This is a genomic window from Pedobacter nutrimenti (assembly GCF_032678445.1).
GTDB classification, from domain to species: Bacteria; Bacteroidota; Bacteroidia; order Sphingobacteriales; family Sphingobacteriaceae; genus Pedobacter; species Pedobacter nutrimenti_A.
In genome coordinates this window covers 214769-234173 of the sequence record NZ_JAVTSQ010000009.1, presented here as the reverse complement: position 1 = coordinate 234173, position 19405 = coordinate 214769, and the positions used below count along the sequence as shown (strand labels likewise).

Below are 19405 nucleotides of genomic sequence, written 5' to 3'. Positions count from 1 at the left end.
AACATTAAAATGGCTTACGATAAATTTAATACATTAAGAAGCACTGCAGTTCCGCTTCCTATTGAAAATATAGATACCGATCAGTTGATCCCTGCACGTTTTTTGAAAGCAACTGAGCGTGTTGGATTTGGAGATAACTTGTTCCGCGACTGGAGATACAATCCAGACAATACGCCTAAAAAAGACTTTGTACTGAACAATCCCATTTACAGTGGCAAAATACTGGTTGGCGGTAAAAACTTCGGATCAGGATCCTCCAGAGAGCATGCGGCATGGGCAGTCTATGATTACGGCTTCAGATGCGTAATTTCCAGTTTTTTTGCAGACATCTTTAGAAACAACTGCTTAAACATTGGTGTACTGCCTGTACAGGTTAGTCCGGAGTTTGCTGAAAAGATCTTTACCGCAATTCATGCCGATCCTCAAACGGAATTAGAAGTAAACTTACCTGAGCAAACGGTAACACTTCTGGCTACTGGCGAGAAAGAGACTTTTGAAATCAGCCCCTACAAAAAAGACAATATGCTGAATGGCTTTGACGATATCGATTATCTGCAAAGTATAAAACCAGAAATTGAGGAATTTGCCTTGCACCTTCCTCTTTAATCAATCATAACCAGTTACATGGAAAGAAGGAAAATAGAGATAATGGATACCACACTCCGCGATGGCGAACAAACATCGGGAGTGTCTTTTTCCATTTCAGAAAAACTAACCATCACCCAGCTGCTCTTGGAAGAACTCCATGTAGACCGGGTTGAAATTGCTTCTGCACGTGTATCTGATGGAGAATTCCTGGCAGTTAAAGCAGTTTTAAACTGGGCAAACCAGCATGGCTATGCCGACCGTATAGAAGTCTTGTCTTTTGTAGACAATGGTGTTTCTATTGAATGGATGCTCAATGCAGGCGTTAAAGTTCAGAACTTGCTCACCAAGGGTTCACTAAACCATTTAACCCATCAGCTGAAGAAAACAAGCGAACAGCATTTTGCAGAGATTAAGCAGGTGATTGACCTTGCAACAGCGAACAATATTGCCACTAATGTGTATCTGGAAGACTGGAGCAATGGCATGCGTAATTCTCCTGAATATGTTTTCCAGTTCCTGGATTTCCTGACCACCCAACCTGTAAAAAGGATTTTACTCCCGGATACGCTTGGAATTTTAACACCGGCAGAAACTACGAAGTTCCTGACTCAGTTGCTGGCCAAATATCCCGGAATCCATTTTGATTTCCATGCCCACAATGATTACGATCTGGGCACGGCCAATGTGCTGGAAGCAGTAAAGGCTGGAATAAATGGTCTTCATCTGACGGTAAATGGTATGGGCGAAAGAGCAGGAAATGCCGCAATGGCCAGTGCTGTTGCTGTGATTAAAGATTTTGTACCTGAGGTAGATATACAGATCAAAGAGTCGTCCATTTATAAAGTCAGCAAACTGGTCGAAACCTTCTCCGGAGTAAGAATTCCTTCTAACAAACCTATTGTAGGCGACAGCGTATTTACCCAAACAGCGGGTATCCACGCAGATGGCGACAACAAGAACAATCTATATTTCAATGACCTCCTTCCGGAAAGATTTGGAAGAAAACGGAAATATGCACTTGGAAAAACATCAGGAAAAGCAAACATTGAGAAAAATTTGCAGGAACTGGGCTTAAAGCTAAATGATGCCGATCTGAAAAAAGTTACCCAGCGCGTCATTGAACTGGGCGATAAAAAGGAAACCGTCACCAAGGAAGATTTGCCTTATATCATTTCTGATGTACTTGACAGCTCCTTATACGAAGAGAAAGTCACCGTGCAATCCTATGTACTGACCAATGCTATGGGTTTGCGTCCTTCTGCAACCATTTCGGTCTTAATTGAGGGCGAAAAATTTGAGGAGCACGCACAGGGCGACGGGCAATTTGACGCCTTCATGAATGCATTAAACAAGGTTTACACGAAGAAACAACGGGATTTACCTAAGCTGATCGATTATACCGTGCGCATTGCCCCCGGCAGTAATTCGGATGCTTTGTGCGAAACCGTGATTACCTGGGAAACGGATAAGAAAGTCTTTATCACCAGAGGATTGGATTCAGACCAAACGGTTTGTGCCATTAAGGCCACTCAGAAAATGCTGAATATTATTTAAGCCCAAGGGCTTTAAAAACATCAAAACTGATATAAAATAAACAAACACTAAAACACAATTAAGAATATATGAAACTTAATATTGCTCTTTTAGCAGGAGATGGAATTGGACCAGAGGTTATAGAACAGGCTGTTAAAGTATCAAATGCGGTAGCAAAGAAATTTAACCACGAAATAGTATGGACATCAGGAATAACAGGAGCCGCAGCAATTGATGCTGTTGGCGAACCTTATCCAGATGCTACACATGAAATTTGTATGGCTGCTGATGCTGTACTTTTTGGCGCCATTGGCCACCCACGTTTTGACAACGATCCTAAAGCGACCGTTCGTCCGGAACAAGGTTTGCTAAAAATGCGTCAGAAGCTGGGCCTATTCGCCAATGTACGTCCAACATTCACCTTCCCTTCCTTAATAGACAATTCTCCGTTAAAAAGAGAGCGTATTGAAGGTACAGACCTGATCATCCTGCGCGAATTGACAGGCGGTATCTATTTTGGTGAGCGAGGCAGAAAAGATGATGGCAATACAGCTTTCGACACCTGTACCTATACCAGGGCAGAAATTCAGCGTTTAGCTAAATTAGGTTTTGAAATGGCCATGACGCGCAGCAAAAAATTGTGTTGCGTAGATAAGGCCAATGTATTGGAATCTTCACGCTTGTGGAGAGAAACCGTACAAGATATGGAAAAAGATTATCCTGAAGTTAAAGTAAGCTACGAATTCGTAGATGCAGTAGCTATGCGTTTGGTGCAATGGCCAAGCTCATATGATGTATTGATCACAGAGAATTTGTTTGGCGATATTTTAACAGATGAAGCTTCAGTAATTTCCGGTTCCATGGGCTTAATGCCATCTGCCTCTATTGGTGTACATACTTCTTTGTTTGAACCTATTCACGGCTCTTATCCACAGGCTGCAGGTAAAGACATTGCCAACCCTCTGGCTACGGTATTGTCTGCTGCAATGATGTTCGAAGATGCCTTCGGGTTAAAAGAAGAAGCAGAACTGATCAGATCAGTTGTCAACAAATCATTGGCCGAAGGAATTGTAACCGAAGATTTGTCTGGAAAAAACAAAGCGTATAAAACAAGCGAAGTAGGCGACTGGCTGGCGAGCAACATCTAAAAAATGACTGATTTGATTCAACTGGATTCTGAGGCAGCCTCCAAGCGGCTTAAAGGTATTGTAAAACGTACCCCGCTGATATACAATGCCAAATTATCTGAAAAATACGAAGCTGAAGTTTACCTGAAGCGTGAAGACCTGCAAGTTGTACGTTCCTACAAATTACGTGGAGCCTATAATATGATTAGTCAGCTGACTGCCGAACAGCTCAGTCAGGGCATCGTTTGTGCAAGTGCCGGTAACCACGCCCAGGGTGTGGCTTTCTCTTGCGATAAGCTGGGCACCAGGGGCGTTATCTTTATGCCTGAAATTACACCCAGGCAAAAAGTAAAACAGACAGAAATGTTTGGCAATGGCCATGTAGAACTTGTTCTGGTGGGTGATACTTTTGACGATTGCCTGGCCGAAGCACTGGCCTATACAAAACTGCACAACATGACCTTCATCCCTCCTTTCGACAACTACAGCGTAATTGAGGGACAAGGAACCGTTGGCGTGGAAATACTGGAAGACCAGCCTGATACGGAGGTGGTGATTATGCCCGTTGGCGGTGGCGGTCTTGCCGCTGGCACAGGAACTTATCTGAAAAATAAAAAACCAGGGATCAGGCTGATTGGTGTGGAACCTGAGGGTGCCCCATCTATGCTGCAGGCACTTCAGGAAGGCGGACCGGTAACTTTAGGCGATATCAACCGTTTTGTTGACGGAGCTGCTGTAAAGCGGGTGGGTGAATTAACCTACTCGCTGTGCGCAAAGGTACTGGACAAAATGCTTTCTGTTGCCGAAGGCCAGGTTTGCACCACCATTTTAAAGCTCTATAATGAGGATGCCATTGTAGTTGAACCTGCGGGAGCCTTATCCGTAACCGCACTTGACGCATGTGCAGCCGAAATCAAAGGCAAAAAAGTGGTATGTGTCATCAGCGGAGGGAACAATGACATTGAACGCATGCAGGAGATAAAAGAAAAATCTTTGCTGTATGAAGGACTCAAGCATTATTTTATTGTACGCTTTCCGCAGAGACCAGGTGCCTTAAAGCTTTTTGTAAACAGTGTCCTTGGCCCTCATGACGATATTACACGTTTTGAGTTCATCAAAAAAACCAATAAAGAAAACGGACCTGCATTAGTGGGGATTGAACTGGCCGATAAAGCGGATTATCAAGCATTGGTTCAACGAATGAAAGAATTTAAGTTTGACATTATTGAACTGAACAACGACCAGACGCTGTTTGAATATCTGGTATAACGAGGCTTCAAACAACATAAAAAAGGCAATATCCTAATGATATTGCCTTTTTTGCTGAATAAAAGATGGAAACACTGGTCATTTGCTGATCTCCAGAATGGCATGTTCCCGGTTCCTGATCATAGCAGAATGATATTTTAAATTTCCGGATCCCCAGTGCAGGCTTTTCAACAAGGCTGTAGCTACAGGCTGGCTCCCGGAAATTTCAAGTGCTTTTTTCAACAAAGGATCATTCGGGTCGCCAAAAGCTTTCAACGGCAAGTCAGCAAATTCATCCACCTCATAATCTGGCTTTAAGCCCGTTTCATAATTCCCGGCATTCTGTGCATTGAACAACTTAAAGATCAAAGGGTGCAACACCATATTCACCAGCTTCGGGCTGCGCAGATCTGCAATAGCGAAGCTTGCCATATCTTTACCCATGGTCTTGCTTCCAATCTGAATCACCCTGGTATACGGCCTTAAATTATTGATCAGCAACTCAGCGGCCGAAGCCGTAGATCCTGAAGTCAATACCATAACCCGACTTAGTGACAGACGGTAATTCAGCAACTCACTAAACAACTGAGGTTCAAAATCATTCTCCCGCATCGTTTTCTGGAATGAACTTATCCTTCTTCCTGCCTTGTTGTTGCCCTGATAAATAACGAAAGTCTGATCTGCTGTTGCATTGCTCAATATCCCTGCAATTTTCGCGCTCGTCGAAACATCTCCGCCAGGATTGTAGCGAAGATCAATTACAAGATCTGTAATCCCCTCATTCCCAAGCCTGCTTAAAGATTCTAATATCTGATAATCATAACCGCCTGAAAACTGGTTGTAAAAAATATATCCGGTCTTTTTACCATGTACATCAAATACCTTAGTCAGGTAAACAGGCAATTCATTATGCCTTGCATATTGCACATCTATACTTTTTCCTGGCACCAGTTCTCCTGCAACAAAATTGGCTAAAGACAACTGCACGCCAGAACCCAGCTTTAATGTTTTAGTCACCTGATCGATATTTGCCTGTTGAAGTGCCATACCATTTACCGCAGTAAAGACATCACCCCGCGCCAGCCCTTTCCTGTCTGCCGGTCCGTCGGGAACAACCAGGGTGATTATCCCCATAAGTTCCCCAGGATGATTTTCACGCTCCAGCAAAGCATATTCAAAGCCATACCAGGCGAATGAGGAGTACTCTTTTCTATCTTCATCCGGGTTATCCAGAAAAGAAAACCGGTCGGCAGAATACAACAAGGATTTAAAGAAAGAACTCGCATTCGTTTGATCAGGAGGATTCACCGGCAATTGGTCTTTCCAATAATAATATACACGCATACTGTCCAGAATCCATCGATTGCTACCTGTGAGGTTATCGGATCGATGCTCTTTTTTACACCCAAGGACCATTGAAAAGGCAAGCAGTACAAGGAAAATCTCAGATATTCTGTTTTGAATTAGTTTCACGGTCCAAAAAATAAGTACACCACCTCTTATATAATCTTTGAACAAGCCCTATTCCCTACGCTAGGGAAAAATAAATATTTCCTATCCTTTTTTAAAAAAAAATACGCCCATCGGGTAGGGAGATTAAGCTTCCCGAAGATTATCTAATAAAAGGCACCAACAGAAGCTGAAGAAAACAGCGCAGGAAACGTGCTAAATGAGCAGAATAATGGATAAAGAAATATTAAAGCGATTTTTTGAAGGAAAGAGCAACAAGCAGGAGAAGAAACAGGTGCAGGACTATTTGCAGGGAGATCACCTAAACCTCCTTGACGAATATATTAAAGAGCAGGATTCCATCCATCCTCCAGCTGTGGATGAACAATACAAACTGATGTTTTTTGACGAATTGACTTCTAACCTAAAACAACAGCAAAACCAGGTGAACGAACGAAAAAATATTCGTTTTACCCCCTGGTTTAAAATAGCCGCTGCTGTGATTATCATTTGCACGGCAAGTGGCCTTTTATACCTCAAAAGACAAAAGCAGGCCACTGCTGAAACAGGCACCCTACTTACAAAAATCACCAATAAGGGCAGGAACCTGAAAATGGTAGAACTGGCCGACGGAACCAAAATCTGGATGAATCCGGGAACAACGATCACTTACAATAAAAGAAACTTCGCTGGTTCCCTCAGACAGGTAAGTTTAAGTGGTGAGGCCTATTTTAACGTTACACACGATGTTAAAAAACCTTTCCAGGTCAAAGCCGGAAAATTGACCACCACTGTTCTGGGTACCTCATTTAATGTCGAAGCTTACGAAAATGAAGCGGAAACCCGTGTCATGCTGGTTACCGGAAGTGTTCGGATAAATGCAGGCAAATCTCAGGAAATGCTGCGCCCGGGGCAATTACTTGGCTTTTCCCGAAAAAATGAACAAGTAAACGTCAAGTCAGTAGACATTTCGGACAAGCAGGAGCTATTTACCCATGGCAAACTGGTCTTTGAAAACCTGCCACTGAAAGAAGCCCTGAAAAGAGTAGAGCGGGCATTTGAACTCAAAATCACCATTCCGGACGAAAGCCTGCTGGACAACAAAAGGATCACCGGAAATTACTACCGGGATAATGCAGAATTGGCCTTAACCAGGATTTTATTTATCCACGGATTACACCACCATAAGAAAGGAGACCACAACTATGTAATTGAGCCATAAACACCACCTCAATATCTACCCTATAAAAAAAGAGAGGAATGTCACTGGAACTGACACTCCTCATCACAAAATTGAATAGCAGAATTTCTACTACTACAACTTTATGCACATAACTACAAAACTAATTATTTTTTTACGGAATAAATTGAGTTTACTTGCAATTTCTATCCCCATTGCTTTGCTGATCAATCCCGCAAAAGGACAATCTGCTTCAAGCAAACCACTTATCGATCTGCAAATTACCAACCAAAACCTCAATGAGGTGATTGGCATTCTAAAGTCTCAAACCAGCTATGATTTCTTTTACGACAAAGAAGCCGCAAAAAAGGTTGTTGTTCATCACCTTGCCTTTAAGAAGCTCACCATGGAGGAAGCTTTACGGAGAATGCACAAAGAACTTCCTCTCGAATACGAAGTACTGCGCAACGAAGTATCCATCCGGATAGAATCACCAGAGAAATTTAATCTCCGGAAATCACAGCAAAAACCAGGAAAATTATCCGGCCGCATTATGGACGATAAAGGAGAAACGCTGCCCGGGGCATCCATTAAAATCCTCTCCACCAGTATGAGCTTTCAAAGTGCCACTGACGGTACTTATCAGCAAAGCCTGGAGCCTGGAACTTATGCAATAGAGGTTTCTTTTATGGGCTATCAAACCAAGAGAATCACCGATGTAACGATCAAAGCAGGTCAAAATACGCCGCTTGACATTTTGCTAAAATCGGATTCAAAATCTCTGAATGCCGTAGTGGTAACCGCTAGCTATAAAAAAGCATCTATCGAGGGTTTATATGCACGTCAAAAGAACAATGCAGCTTTAAGCGATGGAATCACAGCTGAACAAATCAGCAGGACACCAGACAACAATACGGCACAAGTACTCAAACGGGTAAGCGGGCTGCAGATTTCACAGAATAAATATGTGGTGATCAGAGGCCTAAGCGACCGTTACAATAACCTGATGATGAATGGAGCACCGCTGCCCAGCAGTGAGCCCAACAGAAGAGACTTTGCCTTTGACATGGTTCCAAGTGCACTGGTTGACAATATCGTAGTCAATAAAACCGCTACTCCCGACCTGACCGGAGAATTTACAGGTGGATTGGTACAAATTACGACCAAGGATATTCCAGACGAGAATTTCACACAGCTCACTGTAGGTACAGGATACAATTCCAGGGCGACCGGTAAAGATTTTATCGGATTGGCCAGAAGTAAATATGCTTATCTGGGCTTCGGCGATAGTCATTACGACCGGCCCACCGGTATGACCTTTAAGCAATATATGGGCATTGTCTCACAATTACCAGACCCCGGCAACATAGAACAACGGAAACAAGCCGCATCATTCCTTTCTACACTGCCCAACAACTGGGCTATGCGTAAATATACGGCACTACCCACACAAAACTATCAGTTTAGTCTGGGCAGAAGTATTCCTGTCGGGGGAAATACGATTGGCATTATCGCTGCACTGACTTACCGGAACGAACAGGAAGCAGATCAGAACGATCGTTATCAGGCAACAGTAAATGATTATAAAGGTATAGACTATACATTTACCACTACTTTAGGGGGCGCTCTCGGCCTGGCTTACCGTTTTGGCAAAAACAAGATTACGTTGAAAAATACCTATAACAGGAAGCTATCTGACCAGTTATATAAATTTGAAGGTAATGATTTTATGAATGATTCCTTTGTTAATGACTACAGCGATGTGGTGGTCATCAATCAACTCTTTCAATCTGTACTTTCTGGTGAACACAGTCTTGGCAAACGGGGTATAAAATTTGACTGGCAGGCCAGCATGGCCGATCTGAAGCGTGATCAGCCCTTTACAAAAATTATGGACAGAAGACAACCCGCAAATTATACCGGTCCCAAAGATCTTTACGATCCCGTTTTTACGGATCTGCAGGCTGCTTTAGGATCACTTTATTATTCCAAACTAAAAGAGAAACTATATACCTGGGCTGCAAACTTCCAGGTGCCCTTCCAATTCTTAAACCTTAATCAAAGTTTTAAAGCCGGTTATCAGGGAAAATATAGAAAAGCCGACTTCGGTGCAGACATTTTCCGGATCAGATACCTAAAACAAGCCTCGGGTTCGTTTGCGGATTATTCAGGCTTTGCCTATTATGATATCTATAATTCAGCAAATTTCGCAAACAGCGAACTCTATCTTTACCCTATTGGAGGTAGTGGAAAAGACATAAGCTCAGAGGGATCGGGTCAAGGTTATAATGGTTCCCAGCATTTAGATGCGTTTTACGGAATGTTCGATTTGAAACTCTTAAGCAAATTGCGTTTAATTGCCGGCTTAAGAGCAGAAAAAAATGATCAGAGCGTAACCAATTTGAAGGCAAATACAGGCAAGGAAGAATTGGTCAGTTTAAGAAAAACAGACTGGTTACCCTCTGCCAATTTGATTTACAGCCTCAATGAAAAAATGAATGTCAGGGCGGCCTGGTATAAAACCGTAGCACGTCCGGACCTGCGGGAGCTGTCAAGTTTCGAATACTTTGATCCGGTATTGATGAGAAGTATCTATGGAAGCAGTTTAAAGAGTACAACAATAGAAAATTTAGACCTGAGATATGAATTTTATCCCTCACCTGGGGAGGTTATTTCGATATCGGGCTTTTACAAGAAATTCAAAAACCCAATTGAGCTTCAATTAGTGCCAACTTCAGGAGCACCATCCTATAAATATACGAACTTGGCCTCAGCCAAAGACCTGGGGCTGGAAATTGACTTCAGAAAATCACTGGATTTCATCAGTCCGGATGCGGGACTTCTAAAAAACATCTTTATGTCAGGAAGTTTAACCATACTGGATGCGAGTGTTGAACTCGAACCCAGTAAAGACCTGAAAGGCGACAGCTATAAAAGAAGCAGGCCTTTATATGGGCAATCGCCATACATTATCAATGCTGGGATAAATTACACAGGCAGACAATTTGGGCTCAACGTTTTATATAACCGGTACGGTAAGCGTATTGTCTTTGCTTCTGCAGGTATCTCTTATGATGAATATGAGAAACCACGCAATCTGGTGGATCTACAAATTAATTACAAGTTCTTGAAACAGCAACGCGCCGAGGTAAAATTCAACATCAGTGACCTGCTCAACGCAGAAACCATCATTTACAGAAATCAATATCCAAAAGGAAACCCTCATTTCAAAGAAGGAGAACCTTCGGTTCAGGATGTACCCGGTGCAAGTTATCAATTGGCCGAAGGACAAGCGGATCCTAAAGGAACCTCTTATAACCCAGGTTATGATCTTGTAGCCGGACGTATACGGAACGGAACGACTTACAGCCTGAGTTTCAGTTATCGCTTTTAACTATACCCTATATAAATTAAGAAAGAGGAGGTCAATCAAAGAAAAATCAATCCATGAAAAAAAGAGTTGCCACAACGACTCGCTAAAATCTAAAATCTAAAGAAAATCATCATGAAAAAAAATTCATTTTTAATTATTGCACTGTCACTAATAGTTTTTATCTCTGCTTGTAAGAAAGACCAGGGAAGTAATACAGGATCAGGAAATTTTGATCGCTCATCATCTGCCGGACTGGAAGATACGCGTGATATTCCAAACACCACACAAACCCTACCTAATGTAATTTCAACGAACACAACATTAACCAGCGATAAAGTATGGATCGTTAACGGACCAACCTTTGTAACCAACAATGCGACCCTTACCGTTCAGGCAGGAACTTATATCAAGGGAGTTAAGAAGCCTACACCTACTTCTAAACCTTCATTTCTGGTGATCACCAAAGGCGCTAAACTTGAGGCCAGCGGTACTGAAGCCAATCCAATTGTATTTACCAGTAACGAAGCAGCCAACAGCCGTACCCCTGGTGACTGGGGAGGTATTGTACTTCTAGGAAACGGTAAAACCAACGTGGCCACCACACAGGCTGTTGAAGGAATGAAACCAGAGTATATGACTGACCTTGGACTTTCTACTAATGTTGTTCAATACGGTGGTTCTGTAGAAGCAGACAATTCAGGCACGCTGAAATATGTACGTATTGAGTTTGCCGGAGACGTGATTAGTGAAGGAAATGAGCTGAACGGACTTACCCTTGGCGGCGTAGGATCTGCTACTACTTTAGATCATATCCAGGTAAGTTATGGTGCCGATGATGCTTTTGAATTCTTTGGCGGATCTGCAAACGCAAAATATCTTGTTTCTTATGGCAACAATGACGACGACTTTGATTTTGACCAGGGATATCAAGGATCTATCCAGTTTGCTGTATCTGTAAAAGTTCCTTGCTTAGCTTATTCACCAAGCCCTAACGGCATTGAGAGCAATAACATCACCAGCCCTGTAGTTGTGGTTGATGCTTCACGTTTAACCCAGCCAGTTTTGTCTAACTTTACCATCCTTGGCCAGCCATCTGCTCCAACTGCAGCACCTTTCACAGCCAGTAACGGTGCATTGTTCAGAGTAAACTCTGCCTATAAAGTAAGTAATTCTATCGTTGCCGGTTTTGCAACAGGCGCTAACATTTCTGGTGCGACTACAAGTGGTAGTTTCTTTGGAAACAGTCTGGTTCATGGGTTCACAGCAGCAACTGCAGGTAGTCCGTTTAGCGTAACCACCAGCACTGCGACCTCTACAAATGCCTTTATCAGATTGGTAAACCCATTCAATGTAAACATTTGTACAGTTACAAAACCAATTCCTGATTTCCGTTATGTAACGGCTCCAACACCTTCACCTGCAGCAACAGGAGCTAGTTTTTCAAGCATCAGCGTAACACATCCAGGTGGTGCATTGACTGCATTTGATACAACACCGGTTTACCTTGGTGCTTTTGGTGCCAACACTGCAGCCCGTTGGGATGACAACTGGGCAACTTATACCCCTCAAACCAATCCATACTTGTAATCCTGTGTCTTTTCTGATTTAATATACGATATAGTTAAAAGTCTCCCTCTGTCAGCATAGCTGGCAGAGGGTTATTTAATCCACAAAACATGAAACAAAACAGTACCCTTTTTATTCTCCTGCTTGCCATACCCATGCTGATTTTTTCCTGTAAAAAGAACGGAGAAATCATAGAAGTTCCTTCATTTGGCCAGTTTTCAATCAGTTTAACATCGCCCAGTGGTTCCAGCCCTGTTTTATTACAGGTAGATGGAGTTCTTAAAGATACCCTTGAGGGTAAAACTGTAAACATTAAACTGGAAGCCGGTAAGAGACAGATCTCCATTGTCGATTTACAGAAAAAGAAAATATTGGATACTACAGTTATGATCGAACCGAGGAAACCCATTTCATTAACCTGCTTTTTTAATGGGACAACAGTACTTGTAGATAACCTTGACCCTACCGTGAAGCCACAGACAGATAGTCTTTTAATCAGATTTGTGACCACAGACAAAGTCTTACCAGACCTTATGGACATTGAAATTTCTTTATATGATTTTGGTGGTACGCTCATTCCTTTAAAAAACAAGACCCTGAAAGGGATCAGGAAAGATAAGTTCAGTGCCTATATCCAATTACCTCATCCAAACGTAATTGACCCCAGTTTCGATTCCAGTATGATCTTCTATGTTATTGAGGGCTACGATGCAACTGCTACGGGGAATCATAAAAAAGTAATGAGCATTGAGGAATTCAATTGCAGTTACCTGGAATATTCTGTCGACCAACTCTCTATATGGATACCCAATAACATCATCTCTTTTGGAATAGGACCCGCCCCGGCAGACGGAAGCACAACATTGAGAAGCCCGCAGCTTATTTTTCAGCGTCAAATACAATAAAACCAACTTAAATAAAAAAGGTTTGCTCCACAAAGCAAACCTTAAATTCATTTTAATATTGACTGCGTTTAGCAAGAAAATATAGCTCGAATTTAAGGATTAAATTAATATGAATCAAATGTAAATAAATCAGCATACAAAAAGGATCAGAAAGATCTTCACAATTCCATAAATAGAACAAAGGTCTCTCTTTATTGCTCTTGTGGCTTTTGCAAGATGACTGTCCACTGTCTTACTTGAAATGCCCAATCTGCTTCCAATAGATTTGTAGCTTAAACCTTCTTCATTAAATAAACGAAATACTTCTTTCCTCTTTTGAGGCAAGTCATCCACTACCCGGCTTAACTGTACCTGATATTCTTTATGCTCAAGTTCCCTTTCCATATTGGTCTGGTCTGCGCCCCTAAAAAGGTCCTGCTGTAGCAAATCACGTTTAATATTTCTGGAAATTTGCTTCAGGGCATAGTTGCGGGTATAGAAATACAGAAAAGGCATACAATCCCCCCCTTCTTCCTGTTCTTCCAGTTTTTCCCAGAGTTTCAGATAACCTTCCTGCAGTGCATCATGCACCAGGTCCTGGTCTTTAAACGAGCGTAAGAATAAAGAGTGGAGTTTGTCAAAAGTTGCCAGATAAATGGACTTAAATCGTAACTCCTTTTCAATTTGATAGCGTTCTTTCTTCATGGTAAATGAATATTCTCAAATTTAAATTCCCAATATTAATTGCATGTTAATTGTCCTATAAGTTTGATGGTTTTCCGAAGATAACCTGCTCATTTATTGACAATAAGAACCCCTGTGCATACATCTCATTCTTCAGGATTTTCCCGGTTTTATTTATTCCTTCTGTTTTACGCTTTTATTGGGATATTTGCGGTGGGATGAAACCATCATGTACAGCACTACACAAACCGAAATGAATATGCTCATGATAGCTTCATCTCCATTAAAAAACAAACCGAGTTTACGAGCTCATTAATACAAATCAAAACAATAAACAAAGCATTAATAATTATATACTGATGAAAATATTGATCGTCAACAATACCCGGATCCCGGCCACAAAATACGGTGGTACGGAGAGAGTAATCTGGTGGCTGGGTAAAGAACTGAACAGACAAGGCCATCAGGTAACCTATCTGGTTGGTGCAGGTTCTGAATGCCCTTTCGCCAAGGTATTGGTTTTCGATCCCGCTGTCGACATCAACCTGCAGGTACCTGATGATATAGACATTGTCCATTTTAATTATCAGATGCCGGATTTTCATAAAAAACCTTACCTGGTTTCCGTGCATGGCAATCCGGGCTTTGGAGAATTACTCGATCAGAATTCTGTTTTTGTTTCCGGCAATCACGCCAGCCGTTACGGCGCTTCTGCTTACGTGCATCATGGTTTGGATCCAGATGACTATCCTAAACCTGATCTTTCCGGGAAACGTTCCTATACTCATTTCCTAGCGAAAGCAGCATGGAGGGTTAAAAATGTAACGGGCGCCATTGATATCGCGACAGCCAGTGGAAATAAGCTGGTGGTATTAGGTGGGCACCGCCTCAACTTTAAAATGGGTTTTCGTTTTACGCCAAATCTAAATGTCAGCTTTAAAGGAATGGTGGATAATGCAGAGAAATCTGCTGTAATGAAACATTCTAAAGCACTCCTTTTTCCTGTTTTATGGAATGAACCTTTCGGAATTGCCATTATAGAAAGTCTTTATTTTGGCTGCCCGGTTTTTGGTACGCCCTATGGTTCTTTAACAGAACTGGTTAGCCCGGAAGTTGGACTGCTCAGCAGCAGCCGATCTGTTCTTACGGAAGGATTGAAAAGTGTAGATCAGTTTAGTAATCAGATTTGCCATGATTATGCAGTTACCCATTTCAACCTGAAGCAAATGGCAGACAACTATCTTCGTTTGTATGAAGATGTACTGAATAACAAAAAACTCCATCCAAATCAACCTACACTTCAAGAGGTAACGCCTAAATATTTACCCTGGCACAAAGATTAGCCACGGTTAAACAGACTTCTGTTTCATCTGGTAAAATCCCCGGTTTGTCGAATAAACGTTCTTCAAAACAGATTTCTATTTCGTATAAAATCTTTATGGCAAAATATTTGCAGGGAAAACTAAAACACACTGAAATATGAAAATAAAATTTTTACTATTACTATGCATAGCTACGCTGGGCCTGGCTTCATGCAAGAAGGAAACGATTGTTCAGGAAACACAAAACAGAACGTTTAATTATACAATCCTGCCATCTGACTGGACTACAAGTGACAACGGACTCACTTACTCTACAACGCTTAATGTAAATGAGATTGATCAAATAACACTTGATGATGAGGGGGTTTTAGTTTATCTCAACCATCCATCTGATGTTGCAAATCCGGATGCATATATTCAATTACCCTACGTTTACAATGTAGATGCTTATAGCTACAAGCTCTCTAAAGGAAAGATCAGAATCGACATTCAAAGTTCTGATGACCAAAACAATTTAGCCATTAAGCCAACTAAAAATTTAAAAGCAAAAATCGTTATTTTACCATCCAAATACGTTCCTTAAGTAATAAGGTAAACATTTCTTTAAATAAAAAGAGGCTGATCATAAAATTATGATCAGCCTCTTTTTATTTAAAGATTAGCGTATAGCCAGAATAGAGTAAGACAACAAATAGGATTAAGAGTAGATGAATCCGCATATACTCTGCATCTAGTCCGCATACAGTCCGCATTTTTATATAAAAATGCGGACTATATCCATATTAGATCCATTATAAAAGTGGAGTTATCAACAGCCAGCCCTATCCCAGCTTTCCAGGAAGTCCTTCCGGTAAAGAATAAAATTGATGCAATCGGACAATAGATTAAAAGAGAGCAGTAAGAGCAAACGAAAGAAGTTAAAATAACAATCGCATACTCTCCGAATTAATCTCCTCCACAGACAGGTTTACCTTTTCCACATATGTGCAAAATTTTCAATCCAGATCAAACCAATAAATTCCTAAATTGTTGAATAGAAAACAACGATAAAAAAGTCCTGTGAACGGGGGATCCGTGTAGGGCAGGCACAACATAAGTAAAAGGGGTTTCCAAAGATATTGGATACCCCTTTTCGGTATAATTATTCAGCTACCAGACGGTTCCAGTCGGGGTGTCTCTTTAAGAAAAGTTGTACATATGGACACAGAGGAACCAGCTTTAGATGCTGTTCTTCCAGATAAATTAAAGTCTTTTCTACCAAGGCCTCTGCTACTCCTTTTCCTTTGAGTTCTTCAGGTGCCTCCGTATGGATAAGATAAGCCTTATCCTTTTTAATTTTGTAATCAATAAAGGCTGTGTATCCTTCTACAGTCAGTTCAAAACGATGACCGACTTCATTATTAACCAGTTTAATTTCTTCGTACTTCATCTGCTTATCTTTTTAAACTGACGGGCTGTCCAAAGGGCAAGTATACAGGCAATCAGCTTCTTCATATCATGATTTTTTTAACAATTAGTAATATAACAAATATACCCTGCACTGCGTTTTAAAAAATTGATCTAGGATAAGAAAAATAATCAAACAACCTTCTTTTGGATAAGATTCCACCGCCCCGGATCACTCTGAGTTCAAATGGTCGAAGTTCACCATAATTGATACTGATGTCGAGTTCAAAAGGCCTGGTATAATAGTAACTGCATTTTTTTGTGGAATAAGCGATAGAAGCACCCGTCGATCTCAATTCTTCCAGAATCGAATACATCTGATCCAAATTTGTTTCTAAGGTTTTGGCCAGGTCGTTGGGATTCCCTGTTTCCTGTTGGGTGATCAGCAGATGCATCCGGTTCATCATCTCTATATATTGAAATATTTTTACAGCCATATTTTCTCAGATTGAAAGAACAGACATTGCATTGGTCCGTTCCCATAAATTAAAATACTCCCGTTGCTCTCTAAGCAGTTCTTCGTGGTTGCCTTCTTCTGCAACCTTACCTTTCTTTAAAACAACAATATGATCGGCCCTTTGTATTGTACTTAAACGATGGGCAATCAGAATAATGGTTTTTCCCCGGGAGGCCAGGTAGTCTATTGTTTTCTGAACATAGGATTCGGCTTCCGGGTCCAGGGAAGAAGTGGCCTCGTCCAGCAACAGGATTTCAGGTTTTTGGTATAGTGCCCTGGCAATAGCGATCCTTTGCTTTTGCCCCCCCGATAATGCTGCCCCATTTTCCCCTAACTGCGTTTTAAATCCATTTGGAAGATCTTCTATAAAAGATAAAATGCCCAGGCTCTCACAGATGTTCAGAATCAAACGGAGGTCAGGGTCATAATCGCCAACGGCGATATTATCAATTACATTTCCATTAAATAAATCTATCTGTTGAGGTACTACACCAACCAAACGGCGGAGATCAGCATTGCGAATGTATTTCACTGCATACTTTCCAATAAATACGTTCCCGCTGCTGATTGGATATATATTTTGCAGAAGAGCAATCAGTGTAGATTTTCCGGAACCACTTTCGCCAACTATAGCGGTTGTTTTTCCAACTGGGATCCGCAGGTTCAGATCTTCAAAAACACTGATTCTGCTGCCATAACGGAAGCCTACTTTTTCAAAGCGGATGTCTCCGATATCTGCCGGATGAAGATGGAACTTCTCCTCGTCATTCTCAATTTCAAGGTCCATGATCTCAAACAATCTGTCGGCGGCAATTACCGCATCCTGAACTGTCTTATTAATACCAATTAATGAAGCAGCAGGAGCGGTAAAATAGCCTGTGAGCGCATAGAATGAGAGTAATTCGCCGGCCGTGATTTGTCCGTCGAGAACATAACCTGCACCGGTCCATAAAAGTATAATGGTAAATATCCTGGAAATGGTTTCTGTAGACACCCCTGCAAAAACACTGTTCATTCCGGATTTATAGATGGTTTTCAACAATTGTACAAAACGGATCTCGGTCTTGTTGTTCGCAAAATCTTCCAGTCCAAAACGTTTAATGGTAGATGCCGTAGTAATGCTCTCTACCAGCTGTGATTCCAGTTCTGCACTGTCTTCCATCAGTTTACGCTGTACTGTCCTGTTCAGCAGATTTGCGATATAATAAATCCCCATGTACAAAGGAATAATAGCCAGCATAACCACGGCAAGTTTCCAGTAATAACTGAACATGAGGACAAACGCGAAAAGTACGGTGCAGATATTCACAGCCAGATCTACGGAAACCTGGTTGATGAAGGTCCTGATCTTCACCGCATCGTTAATGCGGGAAGTAATTTCACCTACCCGCATGGTATCAAAAAACTGCTGTGGAAGTTTCAGTAAATGCTTGTAATAGCCCAGGATCAGGCTGGCATCGATCTGTTGCCCTGTACGCAGGGTGAAAACCGTTCTCCCCACCCCTATAAAAACCTGTAGCAGGAGGATGGCAAACATACCCACACTGAGCAGGTTTAACAGGTTTCTATTCCCTTCAATCAGTACATTATCTACAATTTTCTGTACAAAAACAGAGGTGGAAAGACCGAGTATGGTATAGATAATGGCACCAAAAAACACTTGTGCCATTACGGCCTTATGGGGTAGGATCAGGTTCAAAAACCTTCTGCGAATGCTGATCTTTTTATTGCCGGCTTCAAAGCTTTCATTTGGCATTAGAAGTACCAGAACACCCGTCCATTCTTTTTTGAATTCGTCATGACTCCTTCTGAGCATTTTACCCTGACCAGGCTCCATGACTTCCACATATGTTGTGGTCACACCATAAACCACTACATAATGATGCAAAGTTTCTTTAACAATCATATGAGCAATGGCAGGCTTCGGGATTTTAGTAAGATCGTTGAAATCACCACGCACGCCTTTCGCATCAAAGCCAATCTTTTTCGCCGCTTCAATCATACCAAGGATATTGGTTCCTTTCTTATCTGTACTGGCCAGTTGTCTGAGTTTGGCTACAGGCAGCTGAAGTTTATAATGAGCGGCTACACTGGCCAGACATGCGGCCCCGCAGTCGGTGATGTCCCTTTGTTTCACCTTTACGTTCATAAACCTTTGCCCTTTCCCGGAACGTCTGTATCTAACCAGTTATTTAAATGGCTGCAAAGAATCTGATAGGCCGTACGTTCTACAACCTGGCCTTTTACTTCGCTAACCTGTAGCTTTATAAGGGGCAACGTAGCGAAAACAAGGAGCGTAAAAAGCAGTACACTGAGATAAATGGCCTGGCTGCGCACCTTAAGGCTTTGCATATAGGGTATATTTAAATGATCAGAAAAGCTTTCCTTAATCGCCATAATCTCCAGATTTACTTTTGTAAAGTTCTGTGGATTAAAGGCTATACGCAACAACCAGAAGTTGTATTTGAAAAAACACTAAAAATCTAAGTTGCGTTTTTACCTTCTTGTTAAAAAAACAACAGGACTGCTCACAATTCCTCCAAACTAT

At 41.6% G+C, this 19405-nt stretch carries 16 protein-coding genes; 10 read left to right on the top strand and 6 right to left on the bottom strand.

What is annotated here, in order from left to right; genetic code table 11:
* Positions 1 to 9: 9 nt before the first annotated feature.
* From leuD to ilvA, 4 genes are all read left to right on the top strand, one after another.
* Positions 10 to 606, top strand: a complete 597-nt coding sequence (gene leuD, locus R2S08_RS17725) for a 3-isopropylmalate dehydratase small subunit (protein ID WP_316836383.1) — start codon at positions 10 to 12, stop codon at positions 604 to 606.
* Positions 607 to 624: 18 nt separating this feature from the next.
* Complete coding sequence (locus R2S08_RS17720) at positions 625 to 2142, top strand: alpha-isopropylmalate synthase regulatory domain-containing protein (RefSeq protein ID WP_316836382.1); 1518 nt, start codon at positions 625 to 627, stop codon at positions 2140 to 2142.
* 68 nt (positions 2143 to 2210) lie between these two features.
* Positions 2211 to 3269, top strand: coding sequence for a 3-isopropylmalate dehydrogenase (gene leuB / locus R2S08_RS17715; protein WP_316836381.1), 1059 nt, complete (start codon positions 2211 to 2213; stop codon positions 3267 to 3269).
* Positions 3270 to 3272: 3 nt separating this feature from the next.
* Positions 3273 to 4517, top strand: a complete 1245-nt coding sequence (gene ilvA, locus R2S08_RS17710) for a threonine ammonia-lyase IlvA (RefSeq protein ID WP_316836380.1) — start codon at positions 3273 to 3275, stop codon at positions 4515 to 4517.
* A gap of 78 nt (positions 4518 to 4595) precedes the next feature.
* On the opposite strand, the gene R2S08_RS17705 is transcribed toward ilvA, so the two are convergent.
* Entirely contained in the window at positions 4596 to 5912 is a 1317-nt protein-coding gene (locus R2S08_RS17705) for a S41 family peptidase (RefSeq protein WP_316836501.1), read from the bottom strand.
* Between the two features lie 265 nt (positions 5913 to 6177).
* On the opposite strand from R2S08_RS17705, the gene R2S08_RS17700 reads away from it, so the two are divergent.
* From R2S08_RS17700 to R2S08_RS17685, 4 genes are all read left to right on the top strand, one after another.
* A complete protein-coding gene (locus R2S08_RS17700; protein ID WP_316836379.1) occupies positions 6178 to 7167 on the top strand; it encodes a FecR family protein in 990 nt (329 codons plus the stop codon).
* A 145-nt stretch (positions 7168 to 7312) separates the two neighbouring features.
* A complete protein-coding gene (locus R2S08_RS17695) occupies positions 7313 to 10519 on the top strand; it encodes a TonB-dependent receptor (protein ID WP_316836378.1) in 3207 nt (1068 codons plus the stop codon).
* Between the two features lie 111 nt (positions 10520 to 10630).
* Positions 10631 to 12085: a hypothetical protein gene (locus R2S08_RS17690; RefSeq protein WP_133780084.1), complete on the top strand. Its 1455-nt coding sequence runs from the start codon at positions 10631 to 10633 to the stop codon at positions 12083 to 12085.
* A gap of 89 nt (positions 12086 to 12174) precedes the next feature.
* Positions 12175 to 12969, top strand: a complete 795-nt coding sequence (locus tag R2S08_RS17685; protein WP_316836377.1) for a hypothetical protein — start codon at positions 12175 to 12177, stop codon at positions 12967 to 12969.
* Between the two features lie 129 nt (positions 12970 to 13098).
* On the opposite strand, the gene R2S08_RS17680 is transcribed toward R2S08_RS17685, so the two are convergent.
* Positions 13099 to 13653: an RNA polymerase sigma factor gene (locus R2S08_RS17680; RefSeq protein WP_316836376.1), complete on the bottom strand. Its 555-nt coding sequence runs from the start codon at positions 13651 to 13653 to the stop codon at positions 13099 to 13101.
* Between the two features lie 338 nt (positions 13654 to 13991).
* Between R2S08_RS17680 and R2S08_RS17675 the strand changes: the two genes are divergently transcribed.
* A complete protein-coding gene (locus R2S08_RS17675) occupies positions 13992 to 14975 on the top strand; it encodes a glycosyltransferase (protein ID WP_316836375.1) in 984 nt (327 codons plus the stop codon).
* Between the two features lie 136 nt (positions 14976 to 15111).
* Positions 15112 to 15537, top strand: coding sequence for a hypothetical protein (locus R2S08_RS17670; protein ID WP_316836374.1), 426 nt, complete (start codon positions 15112 to 15114; stop codon positions 15535 to 15537).
* Between the two features lie 558 nt (positions 15538 to 16095).
* On the opposite strand, the gene R2S08_RS17665 is transcribed toward R2S08_RS17670, so the two are convergent.
* The 4 genes from R2S08_RS17665 to R2S08_RS17650 form a co-directional block, all read right to left on the bottom strand.
* Positions 16096 to 16383: a GNAT family N-acetyltransferase gene (locus R2S08_RS17665; protein WP_133780078.1), complete on the bottom strand. Its 288-nt coding sequence runs from the start codon at positions 16381 to 16383 to the stop codon at positions 16096 to 16098.
* Between the two features lie 118 nt (positions 16384 to 16501).
* The gene (locus tag R2S08_RS17660) at positions 16502 to 16837 is read right to left on the bottom strand and encodes a hypothetical protein (protein ID WP_316836373.1); all 336 of its coding nucleotides are present in this window, start codon (positions 16835 to 16837) and stop codon (positions 16502 to 16504) included.
* A gap of 6 nt (positions 16838 to 16843) precedes the next feature.
* Positions 16844 to 19006: a peptidase domain-containing ABC transporter gene (locus tag R2S08_RS17655; protein ID WP_316836372.1), complete on the bottom strand. Its 2163-nt coding sequence runs from the start codon at positions 19004 to 19006 to the stop codon at positions 16844 to 16846.
* The gene (locus R2S08_RS17650; protein WP_316836371.1) at positions 19003 to 19254 is read right to left on the bottom strand and encodes a hypothetical protein; all 252 of its coding nucleotides are present in this window, start codon (positions 19252 to 19254) and stop codon (positions 19003 to 19005) included. The genes R2S08_RS17655 and R2S08_RS17650 overlap by 4 nt, the downstream gene beginning before the upstream one ends.
* Between the last annotated feature and the right edge of the window lie 151 nt (positions 19255 to 19405).

Excerpts from the sequence above, each read along its gene's own strand:
- leuD (WP_316836383.1), top strand. The coding sequence starts at position 10 with ATGGCTTACGATAAATTTAATACATTAAGAAGCACTGCAGTTCCGCTT.
- R2S08_RS17720 (WP_316836382.1), top strand. The coding sequence starts at position 625 with ATGGAAAGAAGGAAAATAGAGATAATGGATACCACACTCCGCGATGGC.
- leuB (WP_316836381.1), top strand. The coding sequence starts at position 2,211 with ATGAAACTTAATATTGCTCTTTTAGCAGGAGATGGAATTGGACCAGAG.
- ilvA (WP_316836380.1), top strand. The coding sequence starts at position 3,273 with ATGACTGATTTGATTCAACTGGATTCTGAGGCAGCCTCCAAGCGGCTT.
- R2S08_RS17705 (WP_316836501.1), bottom strand. The coding sequence starts at position 5,912 with ATGGTCCTTGGGTGTAAAAAAGAGCATCGATCCGATAACCTCACAGGT.
- R2S08_RS17700 (WP_316836379.1), top strand. The coding sequence starts at position 6,178 with ATGGATAAAGAAATATTAAAGCGATTTTTTGAAGGAAAGAGCAACAAG.
- R2S08_RS17690 (WP_133780084.1), top strand. The coding sequence starts at position 10,631 with ATGAAAAAAAATTCATTTTTAATTATTGCACTGTCACTAATAGTTTTT.
- R2S08_RS17685 (WP_316836377.1), top strand. The coding sequence starts at position 12,175 with ATGAAACAAAACAGTACCCTTTTTATTCTCCTGCTTGCCATACCCATG.
- R2S08_RS17680 (WP_316836376.1), bottom strand. The coding sequence starts at position 13,653 with ATGAAGAAAGAACGCTATCAAATTGAAAAGGAGTTACGATTTAAGTCC.
- R2S08_RS17675 (WP_316836375.1), top strand. The coding sequence starts at position 13,992 with ATGAAAATATTGATCGTCAACAATACCCGGATCCCGGCCACAAAATAC.
- R2S08_RS17670 (WP_316836374.1), top strand. The coding sequence starts at position 15,112 with ATGAAAATAAAATTTTTACTATTACTATGCATAGCTACGCTGGGCCTG.
- R2S08_RS17665 (WP_133780078.1), bottom strand. The coding sequence starts at position 16,383 with ATGAAGTACGAAGAAATTAAACTGGTTAATAATGAAGTCGGTCATCGT.
- R2S08_RS17660 (WP_316836373.1), bottom strand. The coding sequence starts at position 16,837 with ATGGCTGTAAAAATATTTCAATATATAGAGATGATGAACCGGATGCAT.
- R2S08_RS17655 (WP_316836372.1), bottom strand. The coding sequence starts at position 19,006 with ATGAACGTAAAGGTGAAACAAAGGGACATCACCGACTGCGGGGCCGCA.
- R2S08_RS17650 (WP_316836371.1), bottom strand. The coding sequence starts at position 19,254 with ATGGCGATTAAGGAAAGCTTTTCTGATCATTTAAATATACCCTATATG.